This is a genomic window from Corynebacterium sp. NML98-0116, from assembly GCF_001767255.1.
Classification (GTDB): domain Bacteria; phylum Actinomycetota; class Actinomycetes; order Mycobacteriales; family Mycobacteriaceae; genus Corynebacterium; species Corynebacterium pseudogenitalium.
Genome location: NZ_CP017639.1, coordinates 1,782,449 through 1,798,838, shown reverse-complemented (window position 1 = coordinate 1,798,838; position 16,390 = coordinate 1,782,449). Strand labels below are relative to the sequence as shown.

At 65.5% G+C, this 16,390-nt stretch carries 22 protein-coding genes and 1 riboswitch; of the genes, 9 read left to right on the top strand and 13 right to left on the bottom strand.

Annotated elements, in window-relative coordinates:
• Positions 1-31: 31 nt before the first annotated feature.
• On the bottom strand, positions 32-898 hold the full coding sequence (locus BJP05_RS08260; protein ID WP_070362983.1) for a sulfurtransferase: 867 nt from the start codon (positions 896-898) through the stop codon (positions 32-34).
• 295 nt (positions 899-1,193) lie between these two features.
• Here BJP05_RS08260 and BJP05_RS08255 point away from each other — a divergent pair, with 295 nt between their 5' ends.
• Positions 1,194-2,252, top strand: a complete 1,059-nt coding sequence (locus BJP05_RS08255; protein WP_070362982.1) for a Cj0069 family protein — start codon at positions 1,194-1,196, stop codon at positions 2,250-2,252.
• A 38-nt stretch (positions 2,253-2,290) separates the two neighbouring features.
• Here BJP05_RS08255 and BJP05_RS08250 read toward each other — a convergent pair whose 3' ends face one another.
• The 5 genes from BJP05_RS08250 to BJP05_RS08230 form a co-directional block, all read right to left on the bottom strand.
• Positions 2,291-2,686, bottom strand: coding sequence for a DUF3151 domain-containing protein (locus BJP05_RS08250; protein ID WP_070362981.1), 396 nt, complete (start codon positions 2,684-2,686; stop codon positions 2,291-2,293).
• Between the two features lie 5 nt (positions 2,687-2,691).
• Positions 2,692-3,285: a nucleoside triphosphate pyrophosphatase gene (locus BJP05_RS08245; RefSeq protein WP_070362980.1), complete on the bottom strand. Its 594-nt coding sequence runs from the start codon at positions 3,283-3,285 to the stop codon at positions 2,692-2,694.
• A gap of 3 nt (positions 3,286-3,288) precedes the next feature.
• Complete coding sequence (locus BJP05_RS08240) at positions 3,289-3,492, bottom strand: acyl-CoA carboxylase subunit epsilon (RefSeq protein WP_070362979.1); 204 nt, start codon at positions 3,490-3,492, stop codon at positions 3,289-3,291.
• A 15-nt stretch (positions 3,493-3,507) separates the two neighbouring features.
• Positions 3,508-5,034: an acyl-CoA carboxylase subunit beta gene (locus BJP05_RS08235; protein ID WP_070362978.1), complete on the bottom strand. Its 1,527-nt coding sequence runs from the start codon at positions 5,032-5,034 to the stop codon at positions 3,508-3,510.
• Positions 5,035-5,139: 105 nt separating this feature from the next.
• A complete protein-coding gene (locus tag BJP05_RS08230) occupies positions 5,140-5,562 on the bottom strand; it encodes a hypothetical protein (protein ID WP_070362977.1) in 423 nt (140 codons plus the stop codon).
• A gap of 31 nt (positions 5,563-5,593) precedes the next feature.
• Between BJP05_RS08230 and BJP05_RS08225 the strand changes: the two genes are divergently transcribed.
• A complete protein-coding gene (locus BJP05_RS08225) occupies positions 5,594-6,316 on the top strand; it encodes a biotin--[acetyl-CoA-carboxylase] ligase (protein ID WP_070362976.1) in 723 nt (240 codons plus the stop codon).
• 10 nt (positions 6,317-6,326) lie between these two features.
• The gene (locus BJP05_RS08220) at positions 6,327-6,788 is read left to right on the top strand and encodes a hypothetical protein (protein WP_240492739.1); all 462 of its coding nucleotides are present in this window, start codon (positions 6,327-6,329) and stop codon (positions 6,786-6,788) included.
• On the opposite strand, the gene budA is transcribed toward BJP05_RS08220, so the two are convergent.
• Complete coding sequence (budA, locus tag BJP05_RS08215) at positions 6,789-7,526, bottom strand: acetolactate decarboxylase (protein ID WP_070362974.1); 738 nt, start codon at positions 7,524-7,526, stop codon at positions 6,789-6,791.
• 57 nt (positions 7,527-7,583) lie between these two features.
• Here budA and BJP05_RS08210 point away from each other — a divergent pair, with 57 nt between their 5' ends.
• The 6 genes from BJP05_RS08210 to BJP05_RS11005 all read left to right on the top strand — a co-directional run bounded on the left by BJP05_RS08210 (position 7,584) and on the right by BJP05_RS11005 (position 10,870).
• Positions 7,584-8,747: a 5-(carboxyamino)imidazole ribonucleotide synthase gene (locus BJP05_RS08210; RefSeq protein ID WP_070362973.1), complete on the top strand. Its 1,164-nt coding sequence runs from the start codon at positions 7,584-7,586 to the stop codon at positions 8,745-8,747.
• 18 nt (positions 8,748-8,765) lie between these two features.
• A complete protein-coding gene (purE, locus tag BJP05_RS08205; RefSeq protein WP_070362972.1) occupies positions 8,766-9,266 on the top strand; it encodes a 5-(carboxyamino)imidazole ribonucleotide mutase in 501 nt (166 codons plus the stop codon).
• The gene (locus tag BJP05_RS08200) at positions 9,259-9,738 is read left to right on the top strand and encodes a YdcF family protein (RefSeq protein WP_071572702.1); all 480 of its coding nucleotides are present in this window, start codon (positions 9,259-9,261) and stop codon (positions 9,736-9,738) included. Before purE ends, BJP05_RS08200 begins: the two co-directional genes overlap by 8 nt.
• 60 nt (positions 9,739-9,798) lie before the next feature.
• A complete protein-coding gene (locus BJP05_RS08195) occupies positions 9,799-10,434 on the top strand; it encodes a DUF305 domain-containing protein (protein WP_070362970.1) in 636 nt (211 codons plus the stop codon).
• Between the two features lie 84 nt (positions 10,435-10,518).
• A complete protein-coding gene (locus tag BJP05_RS08190) occupies positions 10,519-10,704 on the top strand; it encodes a DUF4282 domain-containing protein (RefSeq protein WP_070362969.1) in 186 nt (61 codons plus the stop codon).
• Positions 10,685-10,870 (top strand): DUF4282 domain-containing protein, encoded by a 186-nt coding sequence (locus BJP05_RS11005; protein ID WP_240492828.1) that lies wholly within the window; start codon positions 10,685-10,687, stop codon positions 10,868-10,870. Before BJP05_RS08190 ends, BJP05_RS11005 begins: the two co-directional genes overlap by 20 nt.
• Positions 10,871-10,876: 6 nt before the next feature.
• Here the strand turns inward: BJP05_RS11005 and BJP05_RS08185 are convergent, their stop codons facing one another.
• The 6 genes from BJP05_RS08185 to BJP05_RS08160 form a co-directional block, all read right to left on the bottom strand.
• Positions 10,877-11,965, bottom strand: coding sequence for a ThiF family adenylyltransferase (locus tag BJP05_RS08185; RefSeq protein ID WP_070362968.1), 1,089 nt, complete (start codon positions 11,963-11,965; stop codon positions 10,877-10,879).
• Positions 11,962-12,753, bottom strand: coding sequence for a thiazole synthase (locus tag BJP05_RS08180; protein ID WP_070362967.1), 792 nt, complete (start codon positions 12,751-12,753; stop codon positions 11,962-11,964). Before BJP05_RS08180 ends, BJP05_RS08185 begins: the two co-directional genes overlap by 4 nt.
• A 2-nt stretch (positions 12,754-12,755) precedes the next feature.
• Positions 12,756-12,953 (bottom strand): sulfur carrier protein ThiS, encoded by a 198-nt coding sequence (gene thiS, locus BJP05_RS08175; RefSeq protein ID WP_070362966.1) that lies wholly within the window; start codon positions 12,951-12,953, stop codon positions 12,756-12,758.
• Positions 12,954-12,962: 9 nt separating this feature from the next.
• A complete protein-coding gene (gene thiO / locus BJP05_RS08170; RefSeq protein WP_070362965.1) occupies positions 12,963-14,060 on the bottom strand; it encodes a glycine oxidase ThiO in 1,098 nt (365 codons plus the stop codon).
• Positions 14,057-14,707, bottom strand: coding sequence for a thiamine phosphate synthase (locus BJP05_RS08165; RefSeq protein ID WP_070362964.1), 651 nt, complete (start codon positions 14,705-14,707; stop codon positions 14,057-14,059). The genes thiO and BJP05_RS08165 overlap by 4 nt, the downstream gene beginning before the upstream one ends.
• The gene (locus BJP05_RS08160) at positions 14,700-16,208 is read right to left on the bottom strand and encodes a bifunctional hydroxymethylpyrimidine kinase/phosphomethylpyrimidine kinase (protein ID WP_070362963.1); all 1,509 of its coding nucleotides are present in this window, start codon (positions 16,206-16,208) and stop codon (positions 14,700-14,702) included. Before BJP05_RS08160 ends, BJP05_RS08165 begins: the two co-directional genes overlap by 8 nt.
• Positions 16,200-16,296, bottom strand: a riboswitch (TPP riboswitch). It overlaps the preceding gene by 9 nt.
• Positions 16,297-16,390: the final 94 nt, after the last annotated feature.

The following is a 16,390-nucleotide window of genomic DNA, read 5'->3' as shown; positions in this document are numbered from 1 at the left end:
CCGGTGCGACTGGCCGCCAACCTGTTCTGGCTTAGCGTTCGCCGCGCTCCACTGGCACGCGCACCATGTTTCCCCACTCCGCCCACGAGCCGTCGTAGAGCGAAACCTGCTCGAAGCCGAGCACGTGCTTCAGCACGAACCAGGTGTGGGCCGCGCTTTCGCCGAGCTGGCAATAGACCACAGTCGGTGTAGCAGGGTCGAAGTCTTTATAGACGTGCGCAATGTCGTCCCTGCCCTTGAGGCGCGCGTTCGGGAACACGGAGTTGCCCCACGGCACGTTCACTGCGCCGGGGATGTGCCCGTGGCGCAGAGTATCGACGCCACCATCCTTTGCGGCCGCCTCTGCTCCTGCGTAATGCTCGGGCGAGCGGGCGTCGATAAGCTGGGCGGGGGTTTCCTGCAGCAGCTCAGATGCGAAGGTGCGAAGCGGGGCGTCCTGGCGCTCGACTACCGGGTACTCAGTGCGTGGGTACTCCGGCACCGCGAAGGAGGTATCGCGCTCTTCACCCATCCAGGCGTCGCGGCCGCCGTCGAGGATGCGCACATCCGGGTGACCGAACAGCTCGAAGACCCACGCCGTGTAGGCGGCCCACCAGTTGGAGCGGTCGCCGTAGATCACCACGGTATCGTCGCGGGAGATGCCGCGCGCGCTCATGAGTTCTGCGAAGGCCTCGCCGTCGATAAAGTCGCGCTGCACAGGATCATTGAGGTCGTTGTGCCAATCGATCCGGACGGCGCCTGGGATGTGCCCAATGTCGTAGAGGAAGGCGTCCTCGTCGCTTTCGACCACCCGCAGACCCGGCATGCCCAAGCGTGCAGAAAGCCACGCGGCTGACACGAATCGTTCCGGATGTGCGTAGTTCGCAAACTGCGAGTGATCGTCGAGTTCGATGCCCACGGTGAGTTAACCTCCAATAGCAATGGCCAATAACACAGAGCGAAGTTATTTACTGCCCCTCACCCTACATGTCAAGGAAAATAGGTGACGCAAAATTCCGCAAAAACGGGTCCAGTGTGCTCGGTGTCACTCGCGTGCGCAGGGTGTATTCACGGGGGTTATACGCGGTGTGAATTTGGGCACGTTTTCCCAGGCGAGTGCGGAAAAATTCATCCTGCCAAATAAAGTTACTAATTGGAACATATAGACACCCGTTTCCACCCACAAGGTGGGACAATGACTAGAAAGGTGCCCCATGCATAAAGCTATCGTCGTATTCGAGGTCGAGGGCGGCTCGGATAAGTATTTCGACGGACACCGGAAAGACACCATGCCGATCGTCAACGCGATCAAGGCTATGGGATGGCACGCCGAAGTTGTCTTCTACCGCCCCGAGTGGAAAGACGCGATCTACACCTACGTCTCCGAGAACTTTGACGGCTACATTTCCCGCGTAAACCCAGGCAACATCCCTGGCGGTGAGAAGGGCTACTTCGACCTGCTCACCAGCCTTTCGGTTGCGGGCCTGGTCGGCATGTCCACGCCGGGCGAGATGATGGCCTACGGCGCGAAGGACGCCCTGGTGAAGCTGAAGGACACCGACCTCGTCCCGTCCGACACCGCCGCCTACTACGACGTCGATACCTTCCATGAGACCTTCCCGACGTCCCTGTCCTACGGCGAGCGCGTGCTGAAGCAGAACCGTGGCTCAACCGGCGAGGGCATCTGGCGCGTCCGCATCGCTGACGAGGACCTCGCGGCCTCCGTCGAGCCGGGCACCGCGCTGCCACTGGACACCAAGATCCGCTGCACCGAGGCCGTCGACAACCACACCGAGACGCGCGAGCTCGGCGAGTTCATGACCTTCTGCAACCAGTACATCGTTGGCGACAACGGCATGCTGGTGGACATGCGCTTCATGCCACGCATCGTCGAGGGCGAGATCCGCATTCTGCTCGTCGGCCCGCACCCGGTGTTCGTTGTGCACAAGAAGCCGGCAGAGGGCGGCGACAACTTCTCTGCAACCCTGTTCTCCGGCGCAACGTACACCTACGACAAGCCAGAGGCATGGCAGGAGCTCATCGACATGTTCGCTGAGGCCCGCCCGGTCATCGCCGAGAACCTCGGCGGCGACAACATCCCGCTCATCTGGACCGCGGACTTCATGCTGGCCGACGGCGAGAACGGCGAGGACACCTACGTGCTCGGCGAGATCAACTGCTCCTGCGTTGGCTTTACCTCCGAGCTCGACATGGGCATCCAGGAGCTCGTTGCGCAGGAGGCAATCAAGCGCGTTGAGGCGAAGTTCGCCTAGTCGCGTTTAGCCATACGAGCCATGGCGCCGCCCGGGGTTTAGAGCAGCGTAGTTACGCTGTCCGGGTCGGCATCGGAAAGCATCTGGCGGCAGCGGTCGTACTCGGCGTCGTCGCCAATGGCCTTGGAGGCCAGGGCGAGCATCGCGATAGCCTTGAGCACCGGCACGTTCGCCTCGTGTGAGGTCGGAACCGGGCCCCAGCCCTTCCAGCCGTTGGCGCGCAACCGGTCGAGCGAGCGGTGGTAGCCGGTGCGGGCGTACGCGTAGGCGACGATCGTGTCGCCGTCTGCCAGCTCGCGCTCGGCGCGGGCGGCCCACACGGCGGGGGAGTCAGGGTGTGCGACGGCGGTGGCGTCGGCGAGCAGATCGCAGCCGGTGGCTGGGTCTTCTGGGAGGTGGATCGGGTCAGGGGCAAGCATGTCGTTGAACTTCATGCCGACTAGGATACCCAGAACTCCGACGTGTCCAGTCCGAAGTGATAGAGGCAGCGCCGCAGCAGCGGCATCGACAAGCCGATGACGCTGGTTGGGTCGCCGTCAATGGAGTCAATAAACCAGGAGCCGAGCGCCTCGAGCGTAAACGCGCCCGCGCACTGCAGCGGCTGGCCGGAATTGGCGTAGGCGACGATGTCGGCGTCGCTTGCCTCACCGAAGCGGATGGTGGTGCGCACAGTGTCCGTGACCCACTCGCCGTTGTAGGCGACGGCGTGGCCGGTGAGCAGCTCTGCGGCCTTGCCGCGTTGCGCACGCCAGCGCTCGATCGTGGCCTCAACGGTGTGCGGCTTGCCCAGCAGCTGGCCGTCCAGAAGCAGCATGGAATCGCAGCCGACCACGACGTCGTTAGGGAACTCGCCGGCGACGGTCTCAGCCTTAGCGCGGGCGAGGGCGGCGACGGTGTGCGCTGGTGGGGCGTCGACAAGCGAGGCGATCACCGCATCCTCGTCGATGTTGGCGGGCCGAAGCACCGGCTTGATGCCGCCCTGCTCGAGCAACATTCGGCGCGACGGCGACTGTGAGGCGAGAACAATCCGCATGGCTTAGGAGTACGTCGAAGGGGAGAACGCGAGCGGGTTAAACAGAGTCGGCGCATGCACCGGCGATGGCGCTACGCCCCACAGGTTGCGCTGCCCGCGCTTCGCCGCCTGCGCCTGCTGCTGCAGTTGCTCCAGCACGAGGCGCAGCGCCTCGACCTCCTCGGGGGAGGGGTTGCCTTTCACAACGTCGAAGGGGAGGGAAGACATACGTTCCTTTCGTGGTTACAGCGGCAGGTTGCCGTGCTTCTTCTGCGGCGGATAGACAACCTTGCGCTCCAGCAGGCGCAGGCCCTCCACGACCTGGGCGCGGGTGTCGCTAGGTGCGATGACGGCGTCGACAAGGCCGCGCTCGGTAGCGACGTAGGGGTTGAGGTTTTCTTCCTCGTACGCCTGCGTATCGACGCCCAACGCCTCAGCAGCCGTCGGTGCGTCAGCCAGCGCGATCTGCGCGGTCGGCCACGCGAAGACAAGGTCAGCGCCCAGGCCCTTCGAGCCGAGCACCGAGTAGGCGGTGCCGAGCGCCTTGCGCGTGATCACAGTAATGGTGCCCACCTGGGCCTCAGCGAAGGCGTACGCCAGCGTGGACGCAGCGGACAGGGCGCCTGCCTGCTCCTCCTCGACGGTCGGGACGAAGCCTGGGCAGTCCACGATGTGCAGCAGCGGCAGGTTGAACGCGTCGCAGGTGCGGATGAAGCGCGCGGCCTTTCGGGCAGCGTCGGCGCTCAGGCAGCCAGCGAGCACACTTGGCTGCGTGGCTACGATGCCGAGCGCCCGACCGTCAATGTGCGCAAACCCGGTGACGACGTTGCCGGCGTGGGCGCCGCCGAGCTCGTAGAAGTCGCCGTCGGTGATCGTCTCGATGACGGTGGTGATGTCGTATGGCTGGGCGTCCTCGTCGGGAACCAGGGAGTCAAGCACGCTGGCGTCAGCGCCCTCGGCGGCGTCAGCCACGGGAGCAGCCGCGCGGTTGTTCAGCGGCAGGTAGCTCATGAGCTTGCGCACCTCGTCGACAGCCTGCTCGTCGGTGCTGACGCGAATGTTTGCAACACCAGTGGTGGCCGCGTGGACGTCCGCGCCGCCGAGCTGCTCCGCGGTCACCTCGCTACCAGCGACCTTGGAGGCGACGTCGGTTGCGGCCAGGTGAAGGCTCGCGCCGTCGACCATGATGCGCATGTCAGCCAGCGGGACAGTGGTGGCAGCAAGCGTGGCAACCTCGCCGGCAACCACGGCGATTTGCGGCAACAGGCCAGAAGCCTGCGTCGCAGCACGCAGGATCTTCGCCTGCATGTGAGCCGTGACGACGCCCTCCTGCCAGCGCGGGCCGAGCGAGTCGTAGAACCCGATTACCGGCACGCCAGTCTTTGCGGCCAGCTCGTAGACTTTGAGGATCTTCTCGGCGTACACCTCGCCGATGCCGCCGTCGAAAATGGTGGCGTCCTGGGAGAATACGCACACGCGGCGGCCGTCGATAAGGCCGTAACCTGCCACGACACCGTCCGTCGACGGCTTGGTGCGGTCCATCTTGTATGCCTCGACGCGGTGGCGTGCCAGCGCGTCGACCTCCACGAAGGAGCCCGCGTCCAGCAAACGCTCGACACGCTCACGCGCAGTCAGGTCCCCGGCCTCGTGGACCGCGTCGATCGCGTCCTGGCCAAGCGGCGCCTGGGCCTCGTCAAGCCGGTTGCGCAGATCTTGGATACGGCCTGCAGTCGTCGACATGTCAGGTTTGGAAGAAGATTTATCGCCCATATCGCCTCAGTCTAACTAGCACGGAAAGAAAACCACATTATAAATCGCGCGGCGGGGCCCTTATGTTTCAGGTGCCAGGACGCCAACACGGCACGGGCAACGCGCTTAGCGCATGCTCGGGTCCTTGAAAATGCTCCACGCAGCTGAGATCAGCGGCAGCTGCAGCGGAAGTCGACCGATGCTGATCACCTGCTTTTGCCACGGCTTGTTGCGCCACTGGCGGGCCATCTCGAAGTTCGCAGGCCACACGGCCAGCAAGAGCGCTGCTGCGAAGCCACCACCGAGTTTGCGCAGCTTCGGCGCACGTTTCTGGTGTCCCGCATGTGACGCCGGGCCAAGCTTGGGCGCGGCCAGCAGCACAGCAGCTGCCAACTCCGCGGCGCCGGACGCGTAGGTATACGTCCGGGCCTCACCTGGGAGGGACTCGGGAACGATCGAATCGAAAGGTTCTGGTTTGATGAAGTGCAGGATGCCGGCCACCCCGAACGTCGGGATGAGTGCCTTGCGGAGGAAACGTTGAATCGTCATGTGTCTAACAGTAGCGCTAGATTAGGTCAACATGAATGCTGAAGAACTGAGCAGGCTCCAGCGGGGCGTCGAAAAGTATTGGCCGGTGGTGCGCTGGGTGGAAACCACCGGGTCGACGAACGACGATCTCCTCAACAAAGGCGAACCCGGCACCGTGCTCATCGCGGGGGAGCAGACGGCGTCGCGCGGGCGACTTGGCCGCAAGTGGGTCAGCCCGAAGGGTGCGCAGCTGGCGATGAGCATGGTGCTGCGCATCGACGACAACCCGCCACCGTTCGGGCTGCTGTCGATCGCGCCCGGCGTCGCGGTGACCGACGTCGTGCCGCAGGCCCAGCTCAAATGGCCGAACGACGTGCAGATCGGCGGGAAGAAGCTCGCCGGGATTCTCTCCGGACTGGCGGACGGGCGCGTAGTGGTCGGCATCGGCATCAACCTCAACTTCGAGCCCGAGCAGCTGCCCATCCCCACCGCAACGGCGCTGAATCTCGAGGGGATCGACGTCGACTTCGTGGACTTCACCACGCAGGTGCTGTGCGCGATGGGTGAGCGTTTCGCGCAGTGGCAGCAGCGCGACCCGCAGCTGCTGGCCGACTACCGCAAAGTGTGCAGCACGATCGGGCAGCACGTGCGCATTGAGCTGCATGATGGTGAAGCGATCGGCACTGTCGACGGGGTCAACGATGAGGGCGAAGTGATCATCGACGGCACGGCGTACAGCGTCGGAGATGTGCACCACCTCCGGCCGAAACAGTAGGATCTGTGCCGTGCAACAGTCGCGGGTGAAGTTTCAGCTGGCAGAGGGCGAGGCCGTCCTCGCCGACACGAACCCGCCGTTAACGAGCCTTATTTTCCCGTTGCTCGAGCTCATCGTGATCACCGGGATCGCCTGGATTGCCATCGGTTGGATGGACGTCACCCCGTTTGTGAACCCCCAGGCGCACAACATCGTGGTTGCGGTGTGGGCGCTGCTGTCAGTGTGGCGCTTTGTGTTGCCGGTGGTTCGCCACCGCCGCCAGCGCTTCCTGCTCACCGACCGCCGCATCCTCGCCCGCTCGGCGCGCGGTGCGGTCGACTCCATCCCGCTGCGCCAGATTCATTCTTTTCGACGCCAGCGCGGCGGGCTGTCCATCGCCCTGTGGGGGTTCGACCAGCCGGTGTTCTTCCCGCAGGTGGGGAAGGCGCGTGCGGTGGAGCGTGCGCTGGACGAGAGCCTGCGCCGCCGCTAACTACTCCTTAATTTCCGTTGTGTGCAGCTGGCTGTCCAGGTCGCTCGGGCTGAGGCTGCCTGCCTGGAAGTCTGCCGTGATCGGCAGGTGCAGATCCATGTCGGTGGCGGGGCACAGCTCGATGACGGCGTCGTTGATGGTGTAGTCGAGCACGTGGCCGCCGGCGGTGCGGGCGTCGTCAATGAAGTGGACGTGGCAGCCGGGCACCCCGATGCCTTTGGCGTAGGCGGGCGTGCGGAAGCCGCCGATGATGCCGTGTACGTCGGTGAAGTGGTGCTCGGCGTCATCGCCGATGGCCTCCGTCATGGGGCGGTACGGTTTCTCCTGCTTGGTCACGGTGCGGGTGACCACCTCGTCGAAGGTGCCGGTGATTCTGACGGCGTAGAAGAAGTTGTGGCTCGGCTCGAGCGCGTCGATGAACTCGGCCAGTTCCGCGCGCCGCATCCCTTTCGGCGCGTCGACGCGGATGCGCGGCACAAAGTTGGTGACCACGGTAAACGGTGTGCGCTGGTCAAGGCTTGCGACGCGCGCCTTGCCGTCGCTGGTGAGCTGGTAGCACACGCCGTCGAGAATAATCATCTCTCCGTCGAGCCCGTCGAAGGTGCCAAGGCCGAAGTTTCCTTTGCCGAGGATGTCTCCGATGGTCAGTTCGCCTTCGTAGATGCCGTCGAGAAGCGCGGTCATCAACGAGTTTTGGAAGATGGTATGGCGAACAATCGCGGGATTCGTTTCAGTCATGCCCACATCGTAGCGCCCATAAGGCTAAGGTAGTTCGTTGTGAGAGACGCTCAAGGAATGCCCAGAGTTGCCGTTATCGGTGACGGTCAGCTTGCCAGAATGATGCACACGGAAGCCATCGAACTTGGAATGCAGCCCAGGGTGCTCGCAGGCGCCCCGGACGCCTCGGCCGCCCAGGTGTTTGGTGACGTCCAGCTTGGTGACTACACCAACTTCGACGACCTGCACGCAACCATCCAGGGTGCCTCGGCGATCACGTTCGACCACGAACACGTCCCAAACGAGTTCCTGCAGCGCCTGCTGGACGAAGGTTACAACGTGGAGCCGCGCCCCCAGGCGCTGATTTACGCCCAGGACAAGCTTGAGCAGCGCACCAAGCTCAAGGAGCTGGGGGCACCGGTGCCGCCGTTTGCGAAGTTTGACTCCGTGGAGGACGCCCGCGAGTTCTGGAAGCTTGTCGACGGCCGCGTGTGCGTCAAGGCGACGCGCGGAGGCTACGACGGGCACGGCGTCTGGTTCCCAGAGACCCTGCAAGAGTGCGAGCAGCTGGTCACCGATCTGCTTGAGAAGGGCGTTGTGCTCTACGCGGAAGAAAAGGTGAACTTCGCCCGCGAACTTTCCGCGATGGTGGCGCGCAACCGGGACGGCGAGGTCAAGGCGTGGCCCGTCGTCGAGTCACGGCAGGCGGACGGCGTCTGCCATATCGCGATTGCTCCAGCGCCAGAACTGCCGGCTGATGTGGCGAAACAGTGCCGTGATCTTGCCACCAATATTGCGACCAAGCTTGACGTTACGGGCGTGCTCGCCGTTGAGCTCTTCGAGTGCATCGGGGAGGACGGGGCGTCGAAAATTCTGGTCAACGAGCTTGCGATGCGCCCGCACAACACGGGGCACTGGACGCAGGACGGCTGCGTGACCTCCCAGTTTGAGCAGCACCTGCGCGCGGTCCTGAACTGGCCGCTCGGGTCCGTGGACACGCTCGAGCCGGTCACGGTGATGGTGAACACTCTCGGTGCGGAGGAGGATCCGCAGATGCCGATGGAGCAGCGCGTCATCGAGGTGATGCGCCGCTACCCGGAGGCCAAGGTGCACCTGTACGGCAAGAGCTGGCGCCCTGGGCGCAAGATGGGACACGTCAACGTCACCGGCTACGACGCCACGTCCACCTTGGCAATTGCGCAGCACGCCGCGCACTTTATTGTTCACGCGAACTGGTACTAACAGGAGGAGAGTTTCTTCATGAACGCACGCGTTGGCCTCATCATGGGCTCGGATTCGGACTGGGACACGGTTGCGCCTGCCGCAGAGGTACTTGCGGAGTTCGGGGTGCCGTTTGAGGTCGGGGTGGTCTCCGCGCACCGCACCCCTGAGAAGATGCTTGCCTATGCGAAGCAAGCACATGAACGTGGCATCCAGGTCATCATTGCGTGCGCCGGTGGGGCAGCCCACCTGCCGGGGATGGTTGCCGCGGCAACGCCACTGCCAGTCATCGGTATCCCTCGCGCATTGAAGGACCTTGACGGGCTGGATTCTCTGCTTTCCATCGTGCAGATGCCAGGGGGTGTTCCAGTCGCGACGGTGTCTATCGGCGGCGCGAAGAACGCGGGCCTGCTTGCTGTTCGGATGCTCGGTGCCGGGGATCCGGAACTAGTGGACAAGATGGCGAAGTACCAGGCCGACATGGCGGCCGAAGTTGAGCGTAAGGATGCCGCGCTGCGCAGCCGGTTGCTGGGTGAGTAGCAGTCCCATCGTGGTGCTGGGTGCGCGAATTGTCGACGGCCACCCGTCGCGCATGCTGCACGCCCGGCTCTGCAGCGCACTGCTCCGCTGGCGGACGGACGCGCACGCTGGCGTGCGGCGCGCCATCGTGGTCACCGGCCGCGGGGAGGCGGCCGTGATGGCTCGCTGGCTTGTCGAGCGCGGCGTGCCCCGTGAACTGATCATTCAGGAGCCCCATGCGTCGTCGACGAACGAAAACCTCGAGCGTACCCGCGCGTTGTTCCCGCACGCGCCGCGGCTGATCGTGGTGACCAGCAACTTCCACGTGCGCCGCACGCGCGTGTGGGCCTGGCACCTGGGGATTCCAGTGGAGATGGTGCCTGCGCGCACCCCGCGCCGCTCCCGGCCGAAGAACTACGCGCGCGAGCTCGTTGCGTTGCCGCACTCCGCGGCGCGGGTTGTGTGGCGACGCCTTATGCACAAAATGCGCTAGAGTACATCCGATGGTGCTACTTTTGGTGCCATGTGCTTCAGTCCTAGGAAGGCTCCATTCATGACACACTTACATCGCCGCATCACCGGCTTGATCACCGTTGCAGTACTGGGGGCCAGCGTGGCTTCATGCGCCGGAGATGGCCAAGACGCCACAGACGCGCCCCAGACCGACAAGGACGGTGCCGCAGTGACTGCCGGGGCCAACCAACCCGCAGAAGTCAATGGGGTCGATTTGCATTTTCTCGCGATGATGACACCGCATCACCAGCAAGCCGTGGACATGAGCGAGATCATCCTGGCCGCCGATGGCATCAGCGAAGCCACCGCGGACTTGGCCGAACGGATTAAAATCGGGCAACAAGAAGAAATCGACACCATGGTCGACTGGGCTGAACAATGGGACCAGGGTGACTTGATGGCACATCACGCCCCACACATTGCCAATGGCATGATCACTCCAGAACAGATGGACCAGCTGAAATCACTTTCGGGCGAGGAAGCAGACACCCGGTTCCTCCAGCTCATGCATTTCCATCACGCGGGTGCCGTTGCCATGACCCAAGACCAAATCGACAACGGCGGCTACCAGCCTCTCGTGGAACTGGCTCAACAAATGGTCGACGTGCAAACCGCTGAGATGCACGAGATGGAACAACTCCTGGAAGCCAGAGGCGAAAGCCTGCTGACTGAGTAACCAACCTGGATAAACGAAGCGGGAGCGCGTTAACCCGGGTATAAGTTCGTAGTGCACCTGTAATACGACTGAAAGGGAACACCCATGATCGCCAACTTCAACGCCGCGCAAAGCAAGCAGACCGCCGACGGCTTCTTCTCCGCGCTTTTCGACTTCTCCTTCTCCCAGTACATCACCCTGAAGTTCGCCCGCGTGATCTACCTGATCTCCGCAGTCTTCATCGGACTGTGCTGGGGTCTTCGGCCTTTTGGTGTCGCTGGCTACGTTTAGTGTTGGTTTTGGCACCGGCCTGCTCATGCTGATCGGCTTCCTTCTCTTCGGTACGCTTTTCGCGCTGTTCTCATTGATCAGCGCGCGCGTCACCCTCGAATTCATGGTCTCGGCGATCAAGACGGCGCAGAACACTTCCGAGATCGCAGCGGCGCAGCGTCGTTAGGGGTCGCTAGACCCCGCCCGGCAAACTGTGCAGAGTGAGGCCGCGCGCGGCGGCAGCCTCGCCGAAGCGCGCAACGAAATCGGCCGAGCGCTTACCGGAGGCGCAGTAGACCACGACCTCGCCCGCGCCGCGCAGCGTATCGAGCAGTGCGAGCGCGGCGTCCGGGTCTTCGCGCCACACCGAGGCCGGCAGGTGGAAGGACGCGTGCGGCAGGTCCTTGATCGCTTTTTCACCGAGTTCGCGCACGTCCAGCGCTGTGGCGTGACCATCCGCGACCTGCACGAGTAGGCGCGTTTTCTCGCCGTCTGGCGGCAGCATACACGGGGCAGCTTCGGCGACGAGTTCGGTGACCAGCTCGCGCTGCGGGTCGGCAGCGACCTCGAAGCGCCGGAGCGTCCCGGCGAGCGCCTCGTAGACATGGAGCACACCGACCTCGGCGTCCATGCCCGCGAGGTATTTCACGGCCTCCGTGGCCATCAGCCCGCCGACGACCGAGGTCGTCACCCCGAGCACGCCGGCGGTGGCGCAGTCCGGAGTGTCCTCGGGTGCCGGGTGGGTGGGGTAGAGGTCGCGTAGCCCGACCCCGCGTGCATCCGGTCCGGAGTACCACAGCGCGAGCTCGCCGTGGAAGCGCAGCACCGAGCCCCACACCAGGGGCGTGCCAGTAATTTCGGCGGCGTCGGCGGAGAGGAACTTCGTGGTGAAGGTATCGGAGCCGTCGATGACCAGGTCGTGCTCGCGGAACAGCCCAGGTGCGTTGGAGGTGTCGAGGCGCTTGCGCAGCGGCACGATCGTGGCGTCTGCGCGGTGTCGGCGCAGCTGCTCGGCTGCCACCTCCACCTTGGGCCGGCCCACGTCGGAGGCGCTAAACAGAATCTGGCGGTGGGTGTTGGTGTCATCCACCACGTCATCATCAATCACCGTGATCGTGCCGACACCTGTGGCCGCCAGCGCCTGCATCACCGGGCAGCCGAGCCCGCCCGCGCCGATGACAAGCACCCGCGCGCGGTTCAGCGCCTCTTGGCCCGCTAGCCCGAAGCCGGGCAGCAGCGTTTGGCGCGCGGTGCGCCGCAGCTCAGCGTGAGACAGGCTCATAGGACCTCATCCGCCCAGCTCGCTAGGCCATCAAAGCTTGACGACGCCAACGCCCCTTCCGCATGCGTCCGCCGCGGAATCCGACCCGCATCCCGCGCGAGCCGGCCAGCCTCGACCGCGTGTCGCATCGCACGCGCCATCGCGACCGGGTCCTGGCAACGGTTGACCGCGCTGGCGAGCAGCACGCCGTCGCAGCCGAGTTCCATGGCCAAGGTGGCGTCGGAAGCGGTGCCGACGCCGGCGTCGAGAAGCACGGGCACCTGCGCACGCGCGCAGATCAGCTCGATGTTGTGCGGGTTCAAAATGCCAAGGCCGGTGCCGATCGGAGAGCCGAGCGGCATCACCGCATGCACCCCAACCTGCTCCAGGCGGGCGGCGACGACCGGGTCGTCGGAGGTGTAGGCAAGCACGACGAAGCCTTCGGCGACGAGGAGCTCGCAGGCGTCGACAAGCTCGACGACGTCCGGCAGCAGCGTGTGCTCGTCCGCGATGACCTCCACCTTGACCCAGTTCGTGCCGAGCGCCTCGCGCGCCAGTTGCGCGGTGAGCACCGCGTCGCGGGCGGTGCGGCAGCCCGCAGTATTCGGCAGGGGATCGATGCCGAGCCGGGTGAGCATCTCGAAGACGCTCTCGCCGCCATTGGTGCGGGCGGCATGCCGACGCATCGCCACGGTGGTCAGCTGCGTGCCGCTGGCCACCAGCGCGTCCTCGAGCAACTGCTGGCTGGTCGCCCCGCCGGTGCCCATGATCAGGTGGGAGTCGAATTTCTTGTCGGCGATGTTCAGCACGTCTAGCCTCCTTGGACGGCGGTGAGGATGTCGACGGTGTCGGCGTCGGCAAGCGAGCTGTCCCAGCGACTTGCGGGCACAACCTTGCCATTGACAGCGACGGCGACGCCTTCTGCGTGGCCGACGACCTCCTCGACCAGCGACCGCACAGTCGGCGCGGTGTCGAAGGTATGGGGCTTCTCGTTGATGATGATGCGCATGATGCTCCTTTACAGTTCGTGGCGGCCGGGGTCGCAGTCGGAAATATCGACGGTGGTTTCGCGGTCCAGCCCGAGGTCGGCGCCGACGCGCGCGCCGAGCGCTGCCAGCAGGATGCCGTGGCGGAAATAACCGGTGGAGACCACCAGGTTCTCGCCGCGCAGCCCCAGGTAGGGCAGGTCGTCGGGCGTGCCTGGGCGATTGCCGACGAGCGCCTCAACCAGCTCGCAGTCCTCGATGGCGGGGACGACGCGGATGGCGTCGCGAAGCAGCGTATACACGCCATCGACGGCGGGCCGCACGCGCGCGTCTTCGCGGCTGGTTGCGCCCACGGCGATGGTGCCGTCGGTGCGCGGGATGATGTAGACGGGGCGGTCCTCGACGAAGGCGCGCACGACCCGGCCGACCGGCATGCGGCCGGTAAGACGCAGCATGTCGCCGCGCACCGGTCGCAGGTTCAGCGGCAGACCGAGCGCGCTGGCACCGAGACCGTTGCACGCGTAGATGGTGTCGCCGCGCAGGCTGCCGGTGCTGGTTTCGACGCCCACGCAGGTTTCGCCCTCCCAGCGCAGTGCTGTGGCCTGCTCGCGAACCAGCGTCACGCCGCGCGATGCAAGCTCGCGCAGCAGAGCGGCGGCGAACATGCGCGGGTTGACCTGGTGGTCGCCGGGGATCTCCACCACGCTGGCCAGCTGGGGGCTTAGGCCCGGCTCCTGCGCCCGCGCCTGGCGCAGCGTGAGGCGGTCGACGTCCATGCCATGGGCGTGCTGGTGCTCGGTGAGCTCGCGCAGGTGGGTAGCGTCGGCGCGGTCGGCGGCGACCACGAAGGTCGACTCGGTGCGGTACCCAACCTCGATGCCCGGCAGGTCTGCGATCAGCGAAGGATAGAGCGCCGCCGACTCCAACATCAGCGGATAGAGCGGCTCCTGGCGGTACTGCACTTCCGCGGCCGGGGCGAGCATGCCGCCGGCCACGTTGGTCGCGCCGCTTGCCGGGGCCGGGTCCACCAGCGCGATCCTGCGGGGATCCACCCCGCGGCGTGTGAGCTCGAACGCGGTGGTCAGGCCGATGATGCCGGCGCCGACGATGACGTGCTCGAAACTACTCACGACGCTTCCTCGAAATCCTTGACGATACCCGCCGCCATCGCGCGCGGGTCCTCAGCGTGCATGAAACCGCGGACGATCGCCACGCCGGCCACGCCCGTGGCGGCAAGCGCGGCGGCATCCGTGGCGTGTACGTCGCCGATCGCCACGACCGGTACCTGCGAGGCCTCGACCAGCGCCGGGTAGCCGTCGAGGCCAAGTGGGGCGCGGCCGGAGTCCTTCGTCGGGGTCGGGCGGAAGGGGCCCGCGCCGACGTAATCGATCACGTCGGCGTACGCGTTCGCCGCCTCCACCAGTGCGAGCGTGCCGGTGGTCAGTCCGAGGATCGCGTCCGGCCCGAGCAGTTCGCGCGCGGCGCGCGGGTCCATGTCGTCCTGGCCGATGTGCGCGCCGTGGATGTGGTGGGTGCGCATGAGGCGGGCGGCGAGGGGAACGTTGTCGTCGATAAGCACGCGCGTGCGCGGGTTCGCCGCGGCGACCGCATCGGCGACCTCGCACGCGAGACGCTCGAGGTCGGCTTTGGCGATCGGCTTGCTGCGCACCTGGATCACGCCCGCCCCGCCGGCCGCGGCTTCGGCGGCGACGCGCGCGACATCGGCGGTAGGCTGGCCCGTGACGAAATAGCAGCGTAGGTCGAGCGACTTAGGCATCGCGCACCACCCACGCGCGGTCGGCCTGGTCGAAGAAATCGCGCTCGTAGCGCGAGGCGACCGCACACGCGCGCACCGCCGCGTCCAGGGCGTCGGGGTTCGCCTCAAGGGTGGCCTCGCAGCGGTCGATCGCGCCGCGCACCGCCTCGTAGAAACCGTTGCCCGAGTAGGTGGCCAGCCAGTCGTGGTAGGGATGCGAGGCGTGGTTGTGCTCCGCGAGGCGCGCGCCGACCTCGTAGTAGAGCCAGTAGCAGGGCAGCACCGCCGCCTGCCCGATCGCCGCCGACTCGCCGAGGGCGGAGGCGAGCAGGAAATCGGTGTAGGCGCGTGTGACCGGCGACGGCAGCGTCTCGCGGCCAAGATCGGCGAGCCAGGTGCGTTGCATCTCTTGCTCGTCGGTGATCGCGGCGTCCGCATCCTTTGCCCACGCGCCGCCAAGCGCGTGCAGCGAGCGCGCGTACTTGGTCAGGTAGTAGGCGTCCTGCTCGAGGTAGAACATGAAGTCGGCGTGGTCGAGGGTGCCGTCGGCAAGCGTGCGGATGAACGGCAGCTCCATAATCGCGGTGAGGTACGGCGCCGAGGCGTCCCACAGCGCCTGGGTGTACGGGCCAGCAGGCGTGGCGAGTGGCGCGGTTGGTGGGGCGTCGATGCGCAGGAAGCGCTCGGGGTTGCAGTCGGCGGCGCGCTGCATGCGGCGGCCGACGTGCCCGTGGTCGACGGGGCCGCGGCCGTGTCCAACGGCGAGCGCGTCGGCGTGCGCAATCGCCTCGTACAGCCAGCGCGACGCCCACTCGGTCGCCGCCGGCGTATCGAAGCCGGCGCCCAGGCGCGTCGCCAGCGCCGAGGAAAAAGAGCAGCCCGTGCCGTGCGTGTTCTTCGTGTTCACGCGGCTTACCGACACGTGGTGGACGCGCTCGGCGGTCACCACGGCGTTGTCTGCGCGCGGGCCGGTGAGGTGCCCGCCCTTGATAATCACGGTTGTGTCCAGCTTTTTCGCCAGCCCCTGCGCCTGCGCGATCGCGGTGTCGAAGTCGGTGGCCGGGTCTTCGCCGGTGAGGACGGCGAGTTCGGGGAGGTTGGGCGTGATGATGTCGGCAAGCGAGGCGAGCTCGCGCAGCGCGACTTCCGCCTCGGGCGTCAGGAGCCTATCGCTTGACGACGCCACCATCACCGGATCCAACACCACCGCGGCCTCTCGTGCGTGTGTGGTGAGGAATTCGCGCACGACCTCGATGATTTCGGTGGTGCCGAGCATGCCGATCTTGATCGCGTCGATCGCCACATCATCGGTGACGGAGCGCAGCTGTGTGCGCAGAAAGTCGATCGGCGGGGTGAAAATCTCCTGCACACCGGTGGTGTTCTGGGCGACCAGCGAGGTCACTACGCTGTAGGAAAAGCCGCCGGCGGCCTGGATGGATTTGATATCGGCTTGGACGCCTGCGCCTCCGGTCGGGTCGGTGCCGGCAATCGTGAGGATGCGGGGCAGGGCAGGTGCATTCATGTGGGACATCCCTTCGCTAGGTTGAGCTAGAGCAGGTTCGACGGGTCTGATCTCAGCACCACTTCGGGGTGCACCCCGTGTCACATTGGTGACACTAGCACAGCGCGAATCCTGCCCTGCGCACGATCGCAGCGGCAAAAACCAGACCTATATTAGGCGTATGGATTGGGCTGCCGGTTCTC